The sequence below is a fragment of the Bacillus sp. NEAU-242-2 genome (assembly GCF_027853835.1).
GTDB classification, from domain to species: Bacteria; Bacillota; Bacilli; order Bacillales; family Bacillaceae; genus Bacillus; species Bacillus velezensis.
In genome coordinates, this window is record NZ_JAPNNY010000004.1 from 256,319 (window position 1) to 271,669 (window position 15,351).

Sequence of the window (15,351 nt, forward strand, 5' to 3'; positions counted from 1 at the left end):
TTATGTGAAAATTAGAAAGCGTTTTTACCGTGTTCAGCTAAAGCCCGCAGCCTTTTCACCTCATGCGGCGTCAATTCTCTTGCGTCTCCTGTGCGCAGACCTCTTAAATCTAAAAATGCGTATTCTTCACGTTTGAGTTTCAGCACGTCATGACCGATCGCCTCAAACATGCGGCGGACCTGTCTGTTTCGGCCTTCATGAATCGTCAGCTGAATAATGCTCGTCTGCTTTCTTTTGTCCAGGGAAAGCATTTTCGCTCTGGCCGGCGCTGTCTTGCCTTCTTCAAGCTGAATGCCGCGCTCAAGCTTTCTCAGAAGTTCCTTGGAAGGAATCCCCTTCACTTTGGCGACGTACGTCTTATCAATTTCGTATTTCGGATGCATGAGTTTGTTGGCAAACTCGCCGTCATTTGTCAGCAATAAAAGTCCGCTCGTATCATAATCAAGCCTGCCGATCGGATAAATGCGCTGCGGCACTTCTTTGAAAAAGTCGGTCACCACTTTCCGCCCTTTGTCGTCATCAGCTGCTGAGATCACTCCTCTCGGTTTATAAAGCAGAAAGTACACGGGTTCTTCCCGCTCCACCTTTAATCCGTTTACTTCAATCTGATCAGAACCGGTCACTTTTACGCCGAGCTCTGTTATTACTTTTCCATTCACCTTTACTTTTCCTTCTTTTATCAGCTCTTCTGCCTTTCTGCGTGATGCCACGCCGGCATGAGCAATAACTTTTTGCAGTCTTTCCATGTCGTTCACCTCAAGTATAATCTTACTTTTTTCCCCTTGAACAAACAAGCTTTTTCAAGGAGAGTTATTCTGATATATAAAAAGCGCCTGATTTCAGGCGCTTCCAAATAATAACGTAACTATGATGATTGATGCAACCACCCCGATCAGATCAGCAAGAAGACCAACCTTTAAAGCATCCCCCATTTTTTTGATGCCGACCGCCCCGAAATACACCGTCAGGACATACAGCGTCGTGTCAGTCGATCCCTGCATGACCGAGGCCAGTCTGCCGATAAATGAATCAGGCCCGTACACGGCGATCAGATCTGTCGTCATGCCGAGCGCCGCCGTCCCCGAAATCGGGCGGATCAGAGCAAGCGGCACGACTTCTGCGGGAATGCCGAGCGCTGTAAAGAAAGGCTTGCACAGCCCCATGACAAAATCCAGCGCGCCTGAGGCCCGGAATACGGTAATCGCCACCAGCATCCCGACCAAATACGGAATGATGGAAAACGCAATCTCAATTCCTTCTTTTCCGCCTTCAACGAATGATTCATACGTCGGCACTTTTTTGATCGTGCCGTATATCAATATACCGGCGATAATAATCGGAATCATGGCTAAAGACAGCCAATTCACCATTTCCATTCGCTTACCTCCCTTTTCTTTTGCGGCGGTACCAGAAGTAGCGGTCAATGAAAATCGCGCCGATTCCCGAAATTAAAGTCGCTAAGATGGTCGGCCCGACGATATCGGTCGGTGATTTCGCCGAATAAGCCATGCGCACGGCAATGACGGTTGTCGGTATCAATGTAATACTCGAAGTATTTACCGCCAAAAAGGTGATCATGGAACGGCTGGCCTCAGACTTACCTCCATTCAGCTTTTTCATCTGCTCCATGGCTTTAATACCGAGCGGTGTCGCCGCATTTCCCAGTCCGAAAAAGTTTGCCATGAGATTTGATAAGATGTATCCCATCGCCGGATGATCAGGGGGAATATCGGGAAACAGCTTAGAGATAAACGGGCGGCACATTCTGCTGAATATATCCAAAAGGCCGGACTGCTCGGCTATTTTCATCAGGCCGAGCCAGAAGACGAGGACGCTCATTAATCCGAACGAGATCGTAACCGCTTCTTTCGCTCCTTTAAAAACAGCTTCATTCACATCCTGCAAGGTACCGTTAAACATCGCAAAGACAAGTCCGATTACCGTCAGACATACCCAGATTAAATTGACCATGACGAACCGCCCGCCGCGCTCATAAACAGGCTCGTAAACGTCTCAATGAAATGCTTTTTCGGTTTTTTATGGCGCTCGTTTTCATAATAGACGGGAATCTTGGCGATCACTTTCCCATCATGCATAACAGTCATCCGGCCGACGACATCAGGAATGAGAGAGGCGTCCTTTTTCCAGGCTTTTTTCGGTTTTATTAAGGTTGTGCGGATTTTTACATCGTCGATTTCATCCTCTTTTAATAAATATTTGACATCCCGGGCAATAAAAGCGTGTTTTCCGTAAAACGTCTTTTTCAGCTTCGGGATGCCGCCTTTTTTAGCGACGACATAGGTTTTATAGTGCTCAAAGACATAATTAAACATATTCATATGGTCATCCCAGTCATCCGGATCATTTATGGTGACCGCGATGAGATCCGTTCCGTCTTTTGAAGCCGTCGAAACGAGCGTCCGTTTCGCGATTTTTGTGTAACCCGTTTTTCCGCCTGTGCTGTAACGGTAGAGCCCAGTCAGAAGCTTGTTTTTATTTTTCCATACCCGGTCCATCGTTTCCGCCTTATACACTTTTGTGCCTGAAACGGTCCGGTATTCCTTGATTTTCATCGCGTATTTAGTCAAAAGCGCCATGTCATACGCCGTAGAATATAAATTTTCATGGTCGTCCAGCCCGTGCGGATTTTGAAATTTTGTATTTTCCATCCCGATTTGCTCGGCTTTTTTGTTCATCATAAATACAAAACCGTCAAGGCTTCCGCCGACATATTCCGCTATTGCCGCAGCGGCGTCATTTCCTGATCTCAGCATAAGCCCGTAAACGAGATCTTTCAGCTTTACTTTTTGTCCCGGCTGAAGATAAATGGCTGAGCCTTCCGTTTTTACGGCATTCGGGGAAACCGTCACGGTCTCTTCCATCTTCCCTGATTCAATCGCCAGCACCGCCGTCATGATTTTCGTAATGCTTGCAATCCGCCGCTTATGATGTTCATCCTTGGCGAATAACACCCTGCCAGATGCTCCGTCGATAATAATCGCGCTTTTTGCGCTGACATGTATTTGGGCATGTGCCGTATTGCCGTCTGTAATGGAAAAAAGAATAACAAAAGTCAAAAGAAATACGGCAGCTTTTTTGAGAAAGCGCATGAATGCTCACGTCCTTGTTGTGGGTTTGTACAAGTTTATGCGCCTGTCCATGACTTATGAATACCAATTGCATCACTTTCACATAAAAAAACTCTCCCAAAAGGAAGAGTTTTTATCTGACTGATGCCATATTTGAGCCTGATGCTTCATATTGCGCCAATTCTTCCCGCATGCGCAGAAATTCACTGCTGAGCGAAAGCAGAAGGCTCCGCAGCGAGTCCGGCACTTGCTGGTAGAATTCAATCGCGCTTTGGCCTGTATAAGCGGCGCGGCTGTTTTCGTACCATGTATCCTTTTTCGGCATGAAAAACTCTTCCACGCACTGATGATACACTTTATACAGCGTTTTTTCCGCTCTCACCTCATGAAACGGCTCCTGCATTAAGAGCCGCCGGCAGGCTTCCTGGGCGCCTTCGCAAAAGACGGTCATCCTCCTCAGCACACTGAGCACGTCGCGGCAGTATGCCTCATCCGCCTCTCCTTGAGCCCGCATCTCCGGCAATGTTGTATGATTTAAATAGCTGCTGACCATCGTGACAACCTCGGCTAAAAATTCACCAGTTTCTTCAGTATGGGCCCTCACAATCGAATTTCCCATTTCCGTCCGTTTCCTTCCTCTCTTGTACGTCGTCATTTGCGTCATTCATCAATGGCCTTTCCCTACTATCGTATGATGAAAAACGGTTATTATTTAATATCCTCAAAAGTTTGGTTGAAGTTTTCAAAGAATAAATCGGCTTCCTCCTGGAGAACGTCCTCCTCCGCATTTTCAGGAAGCGGCGGGAGCTCCTCCAATGTTTTTAAGCCGAATTGTTCAAGAAATACCGGTGTCGTGCCGTATAAAATCGCCCGGCCGGGACCGTCGGCGCGGCCCACCTCACACAGCAACGCTTTTGACACGAGGCTGTGCAGAATCCGCTCAGACTTCACGCCCCGGATATCTTCAATTTCCGCCCGTGTGATCGGCTGCTTGTACGAAACGATCGCCAGCACTTCCAAAGAAGCCTGTGACAGCCCTTTTGACGGCACTTCGATTAGTTTTTTCAAATAAGGCACGAATTCTTTTTTCGTTCCAAGCATATACGTATCCGCATATTCGGTAAGCTCGATGCCTCTGTCGTCTTCCTTGTACTGAGCGGCCACTTCTTCCATGATTCCGGCCAGTTCCGCTTCTTCTATTTCAAGCACCGTCACCAATTGCTTTTTGGTCAGCCCTTCATCACCCGCCGCATACAGCAGGGCTTCCACAATCGCTTTCCAATTCACGATATCAAGCGCCATGAATGGATTCACTCCCCGTAATGTATATATCTGAAAAGTTTTCTTCCTGTTCAATGATAATCTGCTGATTTTTCATCAGTTCCAGGACTGCTAAAAACGTCACGACGAGATGGTCTTTTTGCCGAGAAGGAAAAAGCTCCGTGAAGTTTATTCTTCTCCCCGCCGTTTTTAAGCTTTTAACGATTTCGTTCATTCTGTCTTCAATCGGTATTTCCTGTCTTGTAATGGTCGTTTCTTTCGGCCGCGTGATTTTTTTACGCTGAAGCACCTTTTGAAACGCGCCGATCATGTCATAAACGGTCACCGACAGTTTCTGCTCGGTCTGTTTGATTTCTTTTGCATACTCACTTAAATCACTCGGCGGCTTTGTAAATGACTTTTGTCTTTCTTCTTCCCGCTCTTTTAAATCCTTCGCAGCGGTTTTATACTTTCTATACTCAATCAGCTTTTCAATCAGCTCGTCCCGAGGGTCTTCTTCTTCAAGCATTTCGTCTTCAAACAGCTCTTCCTCTTGTTTCGGAAGCAGCATTCTGCTTTTAATGCTGAGAAGCGTCGCCGCCATGACCAGATATTCACTGGCGACATCAAGTTCAAGCTCTTGCATTGTATGTACATATAATAAATATTGTTCAGTAATGGTTGCCACGGGTATGTCGTATATGTCGATTTCAAGACGGTTAATCAGATGAAGCAGCAGGTCCAGTGGGCCTTCAAACGTATCAATTTTCACTTGATATTCTACCATTATCTCACCATTTTCAGTATCACTCTCATTGCCGGAAAAACTGGCTACCCTTTAGTATAATCCACCGAAATGCTCTCGTCCAATACTTTTATACACGTCCTCCGTTATTTAGAAAATACTGAAAAAGAAGATATACGCCTATACCTTTAAAGGCGGATGCACATATGATAGCCGTGTAAACTTGAAACAAAGGGAGGCTGATTTCACATGAGCGGAGCTTGTTTCGGCGGAGGTTTTGCATTAATTGTCGTTCTGTTTATTTTGCTCGTTGTCGTAGGAGCATCTTACATCTGCTAGTTCCTCAGGCTTCAGACACCAAGCCGCTCTTTTTCCTTTTCATAGCGCTGTGGTACACTGGTTTTAGCATAAAAGGAGGAAGCGGCTTGTATCCTAAAGCTTATATCGGCTTTTTGGCCGAATTTCACGCATCAAGAGATTATTTTGAGTGTCATGAACTGTTAGAGGAACATTGGAAAGAAAGCCCGGCTGAAAAGCGGAGCATTCATTGGGTCGGCCTGATTCAGCTTGCCGTCGCTCTGTATCACCAGCGCAGGGGAAATGAAGCCGGGGCGAAACGGCTGATTGCCAACAGCTTACGTATTCTGCGGTCTGAAAAGCAGGCGGTCTGTTCTCTCGGGCTCAGCCATCCGAAGCTGATTGAGCTGATAGAAACGCTGTCAGACGATATAGAAGCGGGCCTGCCTTACAGAAGTGTTATGCTTCCGATTACAGATGAAGCCCTGAAAGAAGCATGTCTTGCCGAATGCCGCCAAAAGGGTTATACATGGGGGCAAGACGGCGTATCAGATACCTTTCTTATTCATAAACACCGCCTGCGGGACAGGACGGATGTCATTAAGGAACGCGAACGGGAAATGGAGAGAAGAAAAAAAAGCAGAGGCTGACGGTCAGCCCTGCTTTTTCTATATCAAAACAGCTCCCGAAACCGTGAAGATTCCGGGAGCATTTGTCAGTTATTATATGAGATATCCTGATCTTTTTGATGTTGACAGCGTTCAAAAAAGCTTTGCGTTAATTCATTCGGAACGAGTGCCTCCGTTTTGAACAGACGTTTTAAGGCGTCCATCATTTGCTTTCCGATTCCTTGATGGCGGTGAGAAGGATTCACGCTGATATGCCGGATTTCAACCTCTGAGTCCTTTTTTTCGACTCCGATCGCTCCGACGATATCTTCATCCTCTTTCCAAAGAAAGAGCTGGCGGCCAGTATCCGTTTCATAGTCCTTTATTGTCTGCTGAAGCTGCTTGAGATCTTTTTCATTCGGCATAAATGACAGAAGACCCATCGCAATCTTTTCAAACGATTTTTTATAACGAATTAACATAAAAACCCCTCTATATCCAAAATGTCCATTCATGTCCTATCAAACGGATACATAAAGGCGATCCGTTTTCTCACATTATATCATTTTCGCCGCGGTTTTAAACGCTTTTCAACAAATTATTCAAATGAGCGGTTTAAATTTGCCATTTCAATGGCAGATACTGCGCAATCTGCTCCCTTATTTCCAGCTTTTGTTCCGGCTCGTTCGATGGCCTGCTCAATGGTTTCAGTCGTCACGATGCCGAAGATAACCGGGACGCCCGTCGCCGTTCCCGCCTGGGCGATGCCTTTTGCCGCTTCATTGCAGACATAGTCATAATGCGTTGTCGCTCCTCTGATAACCGTGCCGAGCGTAATGACGGCATCGTATTTTTTCGTTTCCGCCATTTTCTTTGCCGCAAACGGGATTTCAAACGCTCCCGGCACCCAAGCGACGTCAATGTCGTTTGATTCTACACCGTGGCGAAGCAGCGTGTCTTCCGCTCCGCTTAACAGCTTGCTCGTTATAAATTCATTAAATCTGCCGACGACGATTCCGATTTTAAGTCCTGTTCCTACTAGGTTTCCTTGTATGATATTCATATGTTATCCATCCTTTTTTGTGAGATTTGTTTTTAGAAATGAAGCAGATGTCCAAGTTTTTTCATTTTGGTCTGTAAATACTGTTTGTTATGCTTACTCGCTTCCATTTGAAGCGGCACCCGTTCTGAAATGCTGAGACCGTATCCTTCGAGGCCGGCGATTTTCCGGGGGTTATTGGTTAAAAGTTTCATATGCTGAACCCCTAAGTCGCGGAGAATCTGGGCGCCGATGCCGTAGTTGCGCAGATCAGGCAGAAAGCCGAGCGCTTCGTTCGCTTCAACCGTGTCGTACCCTTGTTCCTGCAATCGGTACGCCTTCAGCTTATTGATTAAACCGATTCCTCTGCCTTCCTGGCGCAAATACAATAGAACGCCGCGGCCTTCTTCAGCAATTTGCGCAAGCGCGGCATGAAGCTGAGGTCCGCAATCACAGCGATGGGATGCAAACACATCGCCCGTCAGGCATTCTGAGTGCACTCTGACAAGAACGGGTTCGCTGTTAAACGGGACATCCCCCATGACAAAGGCGAGATGTTCTTTTCCGTCAACCTCGTTTGTATATCCGTAAACTCTAAACGTGCCGAAGTCAGTCGGCAGCGTAATATCAACTTCTCTGTTCACAAGTGTCGTAATGTTGTAACGGTACTCTATTAAGTCTTTTATCGTAATCATTTTCAGCTGGTGGCGTTCGGCGATTTCGGCTAACTCCGGCACTCTGGCCATTGTGCCGTCTTCATTCATAATTTCACAAATGACGCCCGCTCCCTGAGAACCGCAGGCTTTTGCAAGGTCAACGGCTGCTTCCGTATGGCCCGCCCGCTTCAGGACGCCTCCTTTTTTTGCGATTAAGGGGAAAATGTGGCCCGGACGCTGAAAATCGTCAGACACAGATTCCTCGTTCAACAGCGCCTGAATCGTAAAAGAACGTTCTTGAGCGCTGATGCCTGTTTTTGTCAGCCTGTGGTCAATACTGACCGTAAACGCGGTCTCATGTGAGTCCGTATTATGATCGACCATCGGGTGAAGATCCAGCCGGCCGGCGATGTCTTCAGACAGCGGCGTGCAGATCAGACCTCTCCCATGGGTCGCCATAAAATTCACCACTTCAGGCGTGGCATGCTCAGCCAGCGCTACGAAATCTCCTTCGTTTTCTCTGTCTTCATCATCGACAACAATGATGACTTCACCTTTTTTCAGCGCCTCTAACGCCTCTTCTATCGGATGAAACATATCGATCTTCCTTTCTAAAAGCCGTTCTCGCTTAAAAAGGCTTCCGTGATAGTTTGATTGCTTTTCTTTTGTTCTGTTTTGTGCAAAAAGCGGTATAAGTATTTGCCGATCATGTCACACTCAATATTTACGGTCGATCCGACTGTTTTCGTGTGAAAAATCGTTTCTGAGATGGTATGCGGAATGATGGATACCGTCACGCTTTCGTCTGATAGACCGAAAATCGTCAGGCTCACGCCGTCTACCGTAATTGAACCTTTCAATACGAGCGTTTTTGTCAATTCCGGCGAAAGTTTTAAATCGTAATAGACCGCGTTGCTTTTTTTCTCGATCCGCGTAATTTCCGCCGTTCCGTCCACATGCCCTGATACAAAGTGGCCGCCGAACCGTCCGTTGGCGGACATCGCTCTTTCCAGGTTTACTTTACTGCCTTTTGACAAGCCGTTCAGCGAAGTGGCTTTCACTGTTTCCGGCATAACATCAACCGTAAATTGATTGTCAGAAAATCCGGTTACGGTCAGGCAGATGCCGTTTACCGCAATGCTGTCGCCAAGTTTCACATCACTTGTCACTTTTGAAGCGGTGATGGTTAATGCCATGGAAAGGCCTGTCTTTTTGATTGCTTGGATCGTGCCTGTTTCTTCAACGATTCCTGTAAACATCGTCACCATCCTTTCCATCTTTAGGTATGGCCGTCAGTTTTATATCCGGCCCGATTTGGGTGATTTGTGTGAATTGCAAATGGGGGACATCTTTCATTGATTGAAAACCTTCACCGGAGATCAAGCTGGGAGCAAGCGTTCCTCCGATTAATTTAGGGGCGAAATAGAAATGAAGCTCTTGGAAACAGCCTTCCTTGACAAAACTTCCGTGTACGGATGCTCCGCCTTCCACATAAACGGACATTATTCCGTTTTCAGCGAGAATACTGAGCACCTCGGGGATGTGAATGCGGTCTGTTTCCAGCGGAAAAACTTTTATTCCGAGTGCGGTCAGCCGGTCTTTCTTTTGCACGTCTGCACCTTTGGCCGTAAATATCCATGTCGGCGCAGCGCCGTCAGTGAGCACATTTGCCGTTTCAGGAATGGTCAGCTTTGTATCGAGAATCACTCTGACCGGCTGCTTCACCGCATCAGGAAGCCTGCAGGTCAGGCTCGGATTATCGGCTTTGACTGTGCCTGCTCCGACAAGAATGCTTTGGTGCGATTTCCTGTATTGCTGGGCATCAAGCCTTGCCGCCTCTGATGTAATCCATTTGCTTTCACCGGTTTCGGTCGCTGTTTTCCCGTCAAGGCTCGCGGCCGCTTTCAAGGTGACATACGGAAGTCCGGTCCGCATGAAGTGAAGAAACATTTTATTCAGCTCTTCTGCCTGCTGCCTGAGAAGTCCGGTTTTCACTTCGATGCCCGCTGCTTCCAGCATTCCGATGCCTTTTCCGGCTACAAGCGGATTCGGATCTTTCACAGCAATGAACACCCTTTTTATCCCCGACTTTATTATCAGTTCGGCGCATGGCGGTGTTTTTCCGTAATGGCTGCAAGGCTCCAGCGTCACATACAAATCGGCGCCTTTTGCGTGTCTGCCGGCCATATTAATCGCGTGAACCTCGGCATGCGCTTCTCCGTATTGCAAATGGGCGCCCATTCCGACGATCTGTCCGTTTTTGACGACGACAGCGCCTACAAGAGGATTGGACTGTGTCTGTCCTTCACCGCGTCTGGCAAGTTCTATTGCCGTATTCATATAATATTCATCCATCGTTATCCCTCCCTTCTTCCACGCAATTTGGCGTCAAAAAAGCCCCGAATGTTTACACAGTTCGGGGCTTTGCCAGTTTTAATCCATAGGAAATAAGACTATACAGCAAGTTTATTTTTTGCATAGCTTCTCTCATCCTTCTCCCATCCAGACTTTCACTGTCGGCTTCAGCTTTTCACTGAATCCACCGTATACAGATGCATACGGGTCACGGGCTGTAAAGCGCAAAGCGCCTTATTACCGCCGGTCGGGATTTTCACCCAGCCCCGAAGGATACAATCAATATTTTTTTGTCCTTATCCGCTATTATAACATCCTTTGCGGCAGGCGCAATGAATTTGCACCTCATTATTCAGAAAAATAAAAAGCGCCCTTTTCCCATAAAAGGCGTCTTTATTTATTCGTTCACTTTGACGACCTTCAATAAGCCGTCAATCCGGTTTGATTTGCTGAAATACGCTTTAATCTTATCACCTTTTTTCACATCGGAGAGATCCTGCTTCAGCTTGTCGCCGTTAAAAATAATTTTTGTGCCGTTCGCTGCCGTACCGTGATACTCAGTTCCTTCGATTTTCGTAATTTTATATGTTTTGACTGTATATTCTTCTTTTTCCTGGGACAGGGTTTGTCCGATTGCAGTCGGCACGTCTTTCAGTTCAATATCGTTTATGACCATATAACCGCCCGCTAATAACAGCAGCAGTACAAGTAAAATGGCTGCTTTTGTTTTAATTCTTCCCATTTTTCTACCTCCAGCCCGTATCAATCTATTCATTACTATGTCATATTCCTTTTTTTCATGAATAGAAAACCGTTCTTCCCTGCGTGAGTTATTCATATAACGTTTCATAAAGGGAAGATGTTTCATGTATCTGTAAAACTTTCTATCTATTAAATAGATATACGAATTTATGTTCTGTTTTTGAGGGTGGAGAGATAAATTTATATAAAAAAAGCAGTTTTCTCATGAAGAAAACTGCCTGTACGGTTTATTTCGTCTTGCGAATTTCGTTAAACGGGAAGAAGACGAATTTTGATGTGCCCGCTATTTGTTTTTTCGTAAAAAGACCGAGGCCGTTGCGGCTGTCCATAGATTCTCTGCGGTTATCACCCATGACGAAATATTTGTCGTCCGGCACTTTCACCGGGCCGAAGTCTTCTGTCAGCCGGTCATAGCCGTCTTGCTTCGCCTTGTTCTTGTTTGCCGCTAAATACGGTTCGGACACTTTTTTGCCGTTGATATACAGCTGATCGTTTTTCATTTGCACCGTGTCGCCGGGAAGTCCGATAATCCGTTTGACATAGTGCTCATTTTCTCCGTTCAGCACGACGATCTGGCCGCGTTTGAAGTCGCTTATGTATTTGACCGTCATATTCACAAAGATTCTCTCGCGGTCATGCAGCGTCGGATCCATTGATCTTCCATCAACGAGATAAGGGGCAAATAAAAAGTTTCGGATGAGCAGTGCCAGAACGACAGCGATGATAATGGCTTTCGCCCAATCAAGTACGGTGCTTTTTTTAGAAGTTTTTTCTTTTTCTGATTTCAAGTGATTTCCTCCCATTAGCCATGGTCGTTTTTATTTTACCATGAATCCCTGCACAGAGGGCAAATAAGCCCCGCACCCCATCCATTTTTTTCATTTTATAAGCCGGATCTGCTGATTTTACGGTATTTCACGAAGCTTCCGATCCGCCAAATGCACAAATACACAAAAGCAAGCTCCATTGTTAAAACGGCGAATTCCGCCGCGTCAATGTTTTTGAAATATTGGCTGAGCGCGATACGGATCGCAATAATCGCGATAATGACATATTTAAAGTTTTTATTCCGCTTGGAGTAGACAAAGCCGTCTTCCCGGATTTCATAGGCGGTTTGCGACAGCATGATGACACCGAATACCGCGCCTAACAGTCCGGCGATGGCGAGCTCCCAAAGAGCGGGAAAATGAAACGGCTTTCCCGGGATATTCATGAGCTGGCTGATACTGAATGTGAAAATGACGGCGATAATCAAAAGCGGGAGAATGATGCCGAAGCCGCCGCCTTTAATCGGCCTGTTTCCCTTTTTCACCCTGAACCAAATCATAAGTGCGAGAATGATAATGACAAATAAAACGGTTGCCAATTGAACCAACGTTTCTACCTCTTTTCATTGTTGTAATCGGTCTTTTTCACTATACCAGAATGATCACCGATGTTCATATATGTATTTTTTCATGATTTACACATGAGAATTTTCATATACATAAAAAAACCCGCCTGAAAAAGGCGGGTTTTCCGTCATTATCCTTCTACACGGATTTCTTTCATTTTGTCTCCGTTAGACATGTTTTTCGCATGCTCTAAACCGCTTGTCACTTTTCCGAATACAGTATGAACGCCGTTTAAATGCGGCTGCGGTTCGTGTACGATGAAGAATTGGCTTGAACCCGTGTCTTTACCGGCATGCGCCATTGATAAAGAACCGGCTTCGTGTTTATGCGGATTGCCTTCTGTTTCACATTTGATCGTTTTTCCGCTTCCGCCCATGCCTGTCCCAGTCGGATCTCCGCCTTGGCTGACAAAGCCCGGAATCACGCGGTGGAAAATAACGCCGTCATAAAAGCCCGTATTCGCCAGATTTTCAAAGTTAGCGACTGTATTAGGCGCTTCATTCGGATAAAGTTCAAATTCGATTCTGCTGCCGTTTTCCATTTCGATGTAACCAGTTTTCATTCTCATTCCTACTTCCGTATTGTTTTTTGTCAAAGCCTTCTTCAATATGAATTTCAATTGTAAGCCGGCTTTCTTTTTGATATTCTTTTGAAGGAAGAGGCCTCTGCTCTTCTTTTCGCGGCTATTATACCACACCTTCAGCCGGAAAACGAATCTCCCCGCTTCCGCAGAAAGAAAATGAAACCAGAACAGCTTCACAGCCGTCTATGTATCGGAACTGCTTCACGCAGGTCCTCACAAACCGCTTCAAAACGGCATTTGTGAAAAGAAGGAGGTTAACCGCTTTGAAAAAAATGTGGATTGGATTGCTGGCGGCGGCCGTTGTATTGTGCACAATACCGAAAATCAGCCTGGCCGATGCCGCAGTCGGAGATGTCATCGTCACACTGGGGGCGGATCTGTCGAACGAAAACCGTCAGAAAGTGCTTGACGAATTAAATGTCCCTGATAACGCGACAAAAGTGACGGTCACAAATAAAGAAGAACATGAATATCTGGGAAAATATATATCGAACGCCCAAATCGGCACAAGAGCCATCTCTTCGTCATCCATCACGGTGGCTAAGAAAGGGTCCGGGCTTGACGTTAAGACCCATAATATCGATTCCATTACGGATGAAATGTACTTAAACGCCCTGATGACAGCAGGAGTGAAAGATGCGAAAGTATACGTGACGGCGCCGTTTGAGGTATCAGGCACCGCAGCATTAACGGGAATCATCAAGGCATATGAAGTCTCATCAGACAAAGCAATTTCAGAAGATGTAAAACAGGTCGCCAACCAAGAGCTTGTCACCACTTCAAATCTCGGGGATAAAATCGGGGATAAAAACGCCTCCGCACTTATCGCAAACATTAAAGATGATTTCGCGAAAAACGGTGTGCCCGATACAAAAGAAGGAATCGAGAAAAAGGTCGATGATGCGGCTTCAAACCTTAATATTACACTGACTGACGCTCAAAAAGACCAGCTTGTTTCATTGTTTAATAAAATGAAAAATGCAAAGATTGATTGGGGCCAAGTCGGCAGCCAGCTCGATAAGGCAAAAGACAAAATCACGAAGTTCATTCAATCCGATGAAGGCAAAAGCTTTATTCAAAAAGTTATTGATTTCTTCGCTTCGATTTGGAATGCGATCGTGTCTGTATTTACAGGAGACAGCGGATCAAGTTCTGACAGCTGAACGCAAAAAGAGACCGGACGCCATTGTTCCGGTCTCTTTTTCATTTATTGTTTGACCCCCGTCTTAAACGGCAGATCCAGTTTTACAATGTCTTCATAAGTTTCTCTTCTAATGACAAGATGCGCTTCGCCGTCTTCCACAAAAACGACGGCGGGACGCGGAATGCGGTTGTAGTTGTTAGCCATGCTGTACCCGTATGCTCCCGTGCAGAAAACGGCGAGAAGATCGCCTTCTTTCACTTCCGGAAGGTCTATATCCCAAATGAGCATATCCCCGCTTTCACAGCACTTACCCGCGATGGATACCGTTTTGTCGTGGTGTTCTCCGATTCTGTTTGCCGATACGGCTTCATATTTCGCCTGATACAGCGCAGGACGGATATTATCGCTCATGCCCCCGTCAACCGCTGCATATTTACGGGTGCCGGGCACTTCTTTTTGCGAACCGATGGTATAAAGCGTCGTTCCGGCGTCTCCGACGAGCGAGCGTCCCGGTTCAATCCAGATCTCCGGAATGTCAAAAGCGTGCAGCTCTGCGTTTTCTTTTACCGCTTCGATAATTTTTTCCACATAAACGGCGGGATGAAGGGGTTCATCCTCTTCCGTGTAGCGGATGCCGAAGCCGCCCCCTAAATTCAGCACTTCAGAGACAAAGCCGAATGATTCTCTCCATTCATTCAGTTTTGCGAAGATTTTTTCTGCGGCCAGCACAAAGCCCGCCGTATCAAAAATTTGCGATCCGATGTGGCAGTGAACGCCGAGAAGCCGGATATGGTCTGACTGCAATACTTGTTCAATCGCCTTTTCTATTTGCCCGTTATGCAGATCAAAACCGAATTTGGAATCTTCCTGTCCCGTCGTAATATAATCATGCGTATGCGCCTCTACCCCCGGAGTGATCCGCAGAAGCACATCCATTGTGCGCCCTGATTTGCGGCACAGTTCCGCGAGTAAGGATATTTCATAAAAATTATCAACGACGATGCAGCCGATTTGATGATCGAGCGCCATTTTCAACTCTTCTTTGCTTTTGTTGTTGCCGTGAAAATGAATCCTGTCAGCCGGAAAACCAGCCGCAACCGCCGTAAACAGCTCTCCGCCGGATACAACGTCCAATGAGAGCCCCTCCTGCTCAGCAAGCTGTATCATCGCAACGGAAGAAAACGCCTTGCTCGCGTACGCGACCTGCGCCTTTAAATCCGCGTCAATGAATGCCTGTTTAAAGCTTTTAGCGCGCTCACGTATTAAAGCCACATCGTAAACATAAAGAGGCGTGCCGTAATGCTCCGCTAAATACAGCGCGTCCACACCTCCGATTTCCAAATGACCTAGTTTGTTTTGTCTGCTTGTGCCATGTAAGAACAATGCTCATTCCCTCTTTCTGATCCGCCTATGGGTGAA

General features: G+C 46.3%; 20 protein-coding genes and 1 riboswitch. Of the genes, 3 read left to right on the plus strand and 17 right to left on the minus strand.

Annotation, left to right across the window (positions count from 1 at the left end; all coding sequences use genetic code 11):
• Positions 1 to 11: 11 nt before the first annotated feature.
• The 7 genes from rluB to OWN49_RS14665 all read right to left on the minus strand — a co-directional run bounded on the left by rluB (position 12) and on the right by OWN49_RS14665 (position 5,136).
• Complete coding sequence (rluB, locus tag OWN49_RS14635) at positions 12 to 746, minus strand: 23S rRNA pseudouridine(2605) synthase RluB (protein ID WP_015388055.1); 735 nt, start codon at positions 744 to 746, stop codon at positions 12 to 14.
• A 93-nt stretch (positions 747 to 839) separates the two neighbouring features.
• A complete protein-coding gene (gene spmB, locus OWN49_RS14640; protein WP_003153387.1) occupies positions 840 to 1,376 on the minus strand; it encodes a spore maturation protein SpmB in 537 nt (178 codons plus the stop codon).
• A 4-nt stretch (positions 1,377 to 1,380) separates the two neighbouring features.
• Positions 1,381 to 1,971 (minus strand): nucleoside recognition domain-containing protein, encoded by a 591-nt coding sequence (locus OWN49_RS14645; protein ID WP_003153385.1) that lies wholly within the window; start codon positions 1,969 to 1,971, stop codon positions 1,381 to 1,383.
• A complete protein-coding gene (locus OWN49_RS14650; protein ID WP_003153383.1) occupies positions 1,959 to 3,110 on the minus strand; it encodes a D-alanyl-D-alanine carboxypeptidase family protein in 1,152 nt (383 codons plus the stop codon). The genes OWN49_RS14645 and OWN49_RS14650 overlap by 13 nt, the downstream gene beginning before the upstream one ends.
• A 112-nt stretch (positions 3,111 to 3,222) precedes the next feature.
• Entirely contained in the window at positions 3,223 to 3,708 is a 486-nt protein-coding gene (locus OWN49_RS14655; protein WP_003153380.1) for a DUF3907 family protein, read from the minus strand.
• 89 nt (positions 3,709 to 3,797) lie between these two features.
• A complete protein-coding gene (scpB, locus tag OWN49_RS14660) occupies positions 3,798 to 4,391 on the minus strand; it encodes an SMC-Scp complex subunit ScpB (RefSeq protein WP_007409428.1) in 594 nt (197 codons plus the stop codon).
• Complete coding sequence (locus OWN49_RS14665; RefSeq protein ID WP_007409427.1) at positions 4,381 to 5,136, minus strand: segregation/condensation protein A; 756 nt, start codon at positions 5,134 to 5,136, stop codon at positions 4,381 to 4,383. Before OWN49_RS14665 ends, scpB begins: the two co-directional genes overlap by 11 nt.
• A 207-nt stretch (positions 5,137 to 5,343) precedes the next feature.
• On the opposite strand from OWN49_RS14665, the gene OWN49_RS14670 reads away from it, so the two are divergent.
• Together OWN49_RS14670 and OWN49_RS14675 are read left to right on the plus strand one after the other, a co-directional pair.
• Positions 5,344 to 5,433, plus strand: a complete 90-nt coding sequence (locus OWN49_RS14670) for a YjcZ family sporulation protein (RefSeq protein ID WP_003153376.1) — start codon at positions 5,344 to 5,346, stop codon at positions 5,431 to 5,433.
• An 86-nt stretch (positions 5,434 to 5,519) separates the two neighbouring features.
• Complete coding sequence (locus tag OWN49_RS14675) at positions 5,520 to 6,041, plus strand: DUF309 domain-containing protein (protein ID WP_077722539.1); 522 nt, start codon at positions 5,520 to 5,522, stop codon at positions 6,039 to 6,041.
• 65 nt (positions 6,042 to 6,106) lie between these two features.
• Here OWN49_RS14675 and ribT read toward each other — a convergent pair whose 3' ends face one another.
• The 9 genes from ribT to OWN49_RS14720 all read right to left on the minus strand — a co-directional run bounded on the left by ribT (position 6,107) and on the right by OWN49_RS14720 (position 12,767).
• Complete coding sequence (gene ribT / locus OWN49_RS14680; protein ID WP_003153373.1) at positions 6,107 to 6,481, minus strand: GNAT family N-acetyltransferase RibT; 375 nt, start codon at positions 6,479 to 6,481, stop codon at positions 6,107 to 6,109.
• Positions 6,482 to 6,597: 116 nt separating this feature from the next.
• Positions 6,598 to 7,062 carry a 6,7-dimethyl-8-ribityllumazine synthase gene (gene ribH / locus OWN49_RS14685; RefSeq protein ID WP_003153372.1) on the minus strand — a complete coding sequence of 155 codons (465 nt, stop codon included), beginning with the start codon at positions 7,060 to 7,062 and terminating at the stop codon, positions 6,598 to 6,600.
• Positions 7,063 to 7,094: 32 nt separating this feature from the next.
• Positions 7,095 to 8,291 carry a bifunctional 3,4-dihydroxy-2-butanone-4-phosphate synthase/GTP cyclohydrolase II gene (locus OWN49_RS14690; protein ID WP_077722540.1) on the minus strand — a complete coding sequence of 399 codons (1,197 nt, stop codon included), beginning with the start codon at positions 8,289 to 8,291 and terminating at the stop codon, positions 7,095 to 7,097.
• A 14-nt stretch (positions 8,292 to 8,305) separates the two neighbouring features.
• Entirely contained in the window at positions 8,306 to 8,953 is a 648-nt protein-coding gene (gene ribE, locus OWN49_RS14695) for a riboflavin synthase (protein WP_077722541.1), read from the minus strand.
• Complete coding sequence (gene ribD, locus OWN49_RS14700; protein ID WP_077722542.1) at positions 8,934 to 10,049, minus strand: bifunctional diaminohydroxyphosphoribosylaminopyrimidine deaminase/5-amino-6-(5-phosphoribosylamino)uracil reductase RibD; 1,116 nt, start codon at positions 10,047 to 10,049, stop codon at positions 8,934 to 8,936. Before ribD ends, ribE begins: the two co-directional genes overlap by 20 nt.
• A 131-nt stretch (positions 10,050 to 10,180) precedes the next feature.
• Positions 10,181 to 10,327, minus strand: a riboswitch (FMN riboswitch).
• A 119-nt stretch (positions 10,328 to 10,446) separates the two neighbouring features.
• Entirely contained in the window at positions 10,447 to 10,791 is a 345-nt protein-coding gene (locus OWN49_RS14705; protein ID WP_003153366.1) for a hypothetical protein, read from the minus strand.
• Between the two features lie 247 nt (positions 10,792 to 11,038).
• Positions 11,039 to 11,614 carry a signal peptidase I gene (gene lepB / locus OWN49_RS14710; RefSeq protein WP_077722543.1) on the minus strand — a complete coding sequence of 192 codons (576 nt, stop codon included), beginning with the start codon at positions 11,612 to 11,614 and terminating at the stop codon, positions 11,039 to 11,041.
• 80 nt (positions 11,615 to 11,694) lie between these two features.
• Positions 11,695 to 12,186, minus strand: coding sequence for a CcdC protein domain-containing protein (locus tag OWN49_RS14715; RefSeq protein ID WP_070082052.1), 492 nt, complete (start codon positions 12,184 to 12,186; stop codon positions 11,695 to 11,697).
• 149 nt (positions 12,187 to 12,335) lie between these two features.
• Positions 12,336 to 12,767: a peptidylprolyl isomerase gene (locus OWN49_RS14720; protein WP_003153363.1), complete on the minus strand. Its 432-nt coding sequence runs from the start codon at positions 12,765 to 12,767 to the stop codon at positions 12,336 to 12,338.
• A gap of 284 nt (positions 12,768 to 13,051) precedes the next feature.
• Between OWN49_RS14720 and OWN49_RS14725 the strand changes: the two genes are divergently transcribed.
• Positions 13,052 to 13,951, plus strand: coding sequence for a DUF1002 domain-containing protein (locus OWN49_RS14725; RefSeq protein ID WP_077722544.1), 900 nt, complete (start codon positions 13,052 to 13,054; stop codon positions 13,949 to 13,951).
• Positions 13,952 to 13,995: 44 nt separating this feature from the next.
• Here the strand turns inward: OWN49_RS14725 and lysA are convergent, their stop codons facing one another.
• Positions 13,996 to 15,315 carry a diaminopimelate decarboxylase gene (gene lysA, locus OWN49_RS14730; protein ID WP_077722545.1) on the minus strand — a complete coding sequence of 440 codons (1,320 nt, stop codon included), beginning with the start codon at positions 15,313 to 15,315 and terminating at the stop codon, positions 13,996 to 13,998.
• Between the last annotated feature and the right edge of the window lie 36 nt (positions 15,316 to 15,351).

Bases quoted from the DNA above. Each gene is read 5' to 3' on its own strand.
- OWN49_RS14705 (WP_003153366.1), bottom strand. From the start codon at position 10,791: ATGGGAAGAATTAAAACAAAAGCAGCCATTTTACTTGTACTGCTGCTG.
- OWN49_RS14690 (WP_077722540.1), bottom strand. From the start codon at position 8,291: ATGTTTCATCCGATAGAAGAGGCGTTAGAGGCGCTGAAAAAAGGTGAA.
- OWN49_RS14650 (WP_003153383.1), bottom strand. From the start codon at position 3,110: ATGCGCTTTCTCAAAAAAGCTGCCGTATTTCTTTTGACTTTTGTTATT.
- ribD (WP_077722542.1), bottom strand. From the start codon at position 10,049: ATGGATGAATATTATATGAATACGGCAATAGAACTTGCCAGACGCGGT.
- ribT (WP_003153373.1), bottom strand. From the start codon at position 6,481: ATGTTAATTCGTTATAAAAAATCGTTTGAAAAGATTGCGATGGGTCTT.
- OWN49_RS14665 (WP_007409427.1), bottom strand. From the start codon at position 5,136: ATGGTAGAATATCAAGTGAAAATTGATACGTTTGAAGGCCCACTGGAC.
- lepB (WP_077722543.1), bottom strand. From the start codon at position 11,614: ATGGGAGGAAATCACTTGAAATCAGAAAAAGAAAAAACTTCTAAAAAA.
- ribH (WP_003153372.1), bottom strand. From the start codon at position 7,062: ATGAATATCATACAAGGAAACCTAGTAGGAACAGGACTTAAAATCGGA.
- rluB (WP_015388055.1), bottom strand. From the start codon at position 746: ATGGAAAGACTGCAAAAAGTTATTGCTCATGCCGGCGTGGCATCACGC.
- OWN49_RS14655 (WP_003153380.1), bottom strand. From the start codon at position 3,708: ATGGGAAATTCGATTGTGAGGGCCCATACTGAAGAAACTGGTGAATTT.
- scpB (WP_007409428.1), bottom strand. From the start codon at position 4,391: ATGGCGCTTGATATCGTGAATTGGAAAGCGATTGTGGAAGCCCTGCTG.
- ribE (WP_077722541.1), bottom strand. From the start codon at position 8,953: ATGTTTACAGGAATCGTTGAAGAAACAGGCACGATCCAAGCAATCAAA.
- OWN49_RS14720 (WP_003153363.1), bottom strand. From the start codon at position 12,767: ATGAAAACTGGTTACATCGAAATGGAAAACGGCAGCAGAATCGAATTT.
- OWN49_RS14670 (WP_003153376.1), top strand. From the start codon at position 5,344: ATGAGCGGAGCTTGTTTCGGCGGAGGTTTTGCATTAATTGTCGTTCTG.
- spmB (WP_003153387.1), bottom strand. From the start codon at position 1,376: ATGGAAATGGTGAATTGGCTGTCTTTAGCCATGATTCCGATTATTATC.
- OWN49_RS14645 (WP_003153385.1), bottom strand. From the start codon at position 1,971: ATGGTCAATTTAATCTGGGTATGTCTGACGGTAATCGGACTTGTCTTT.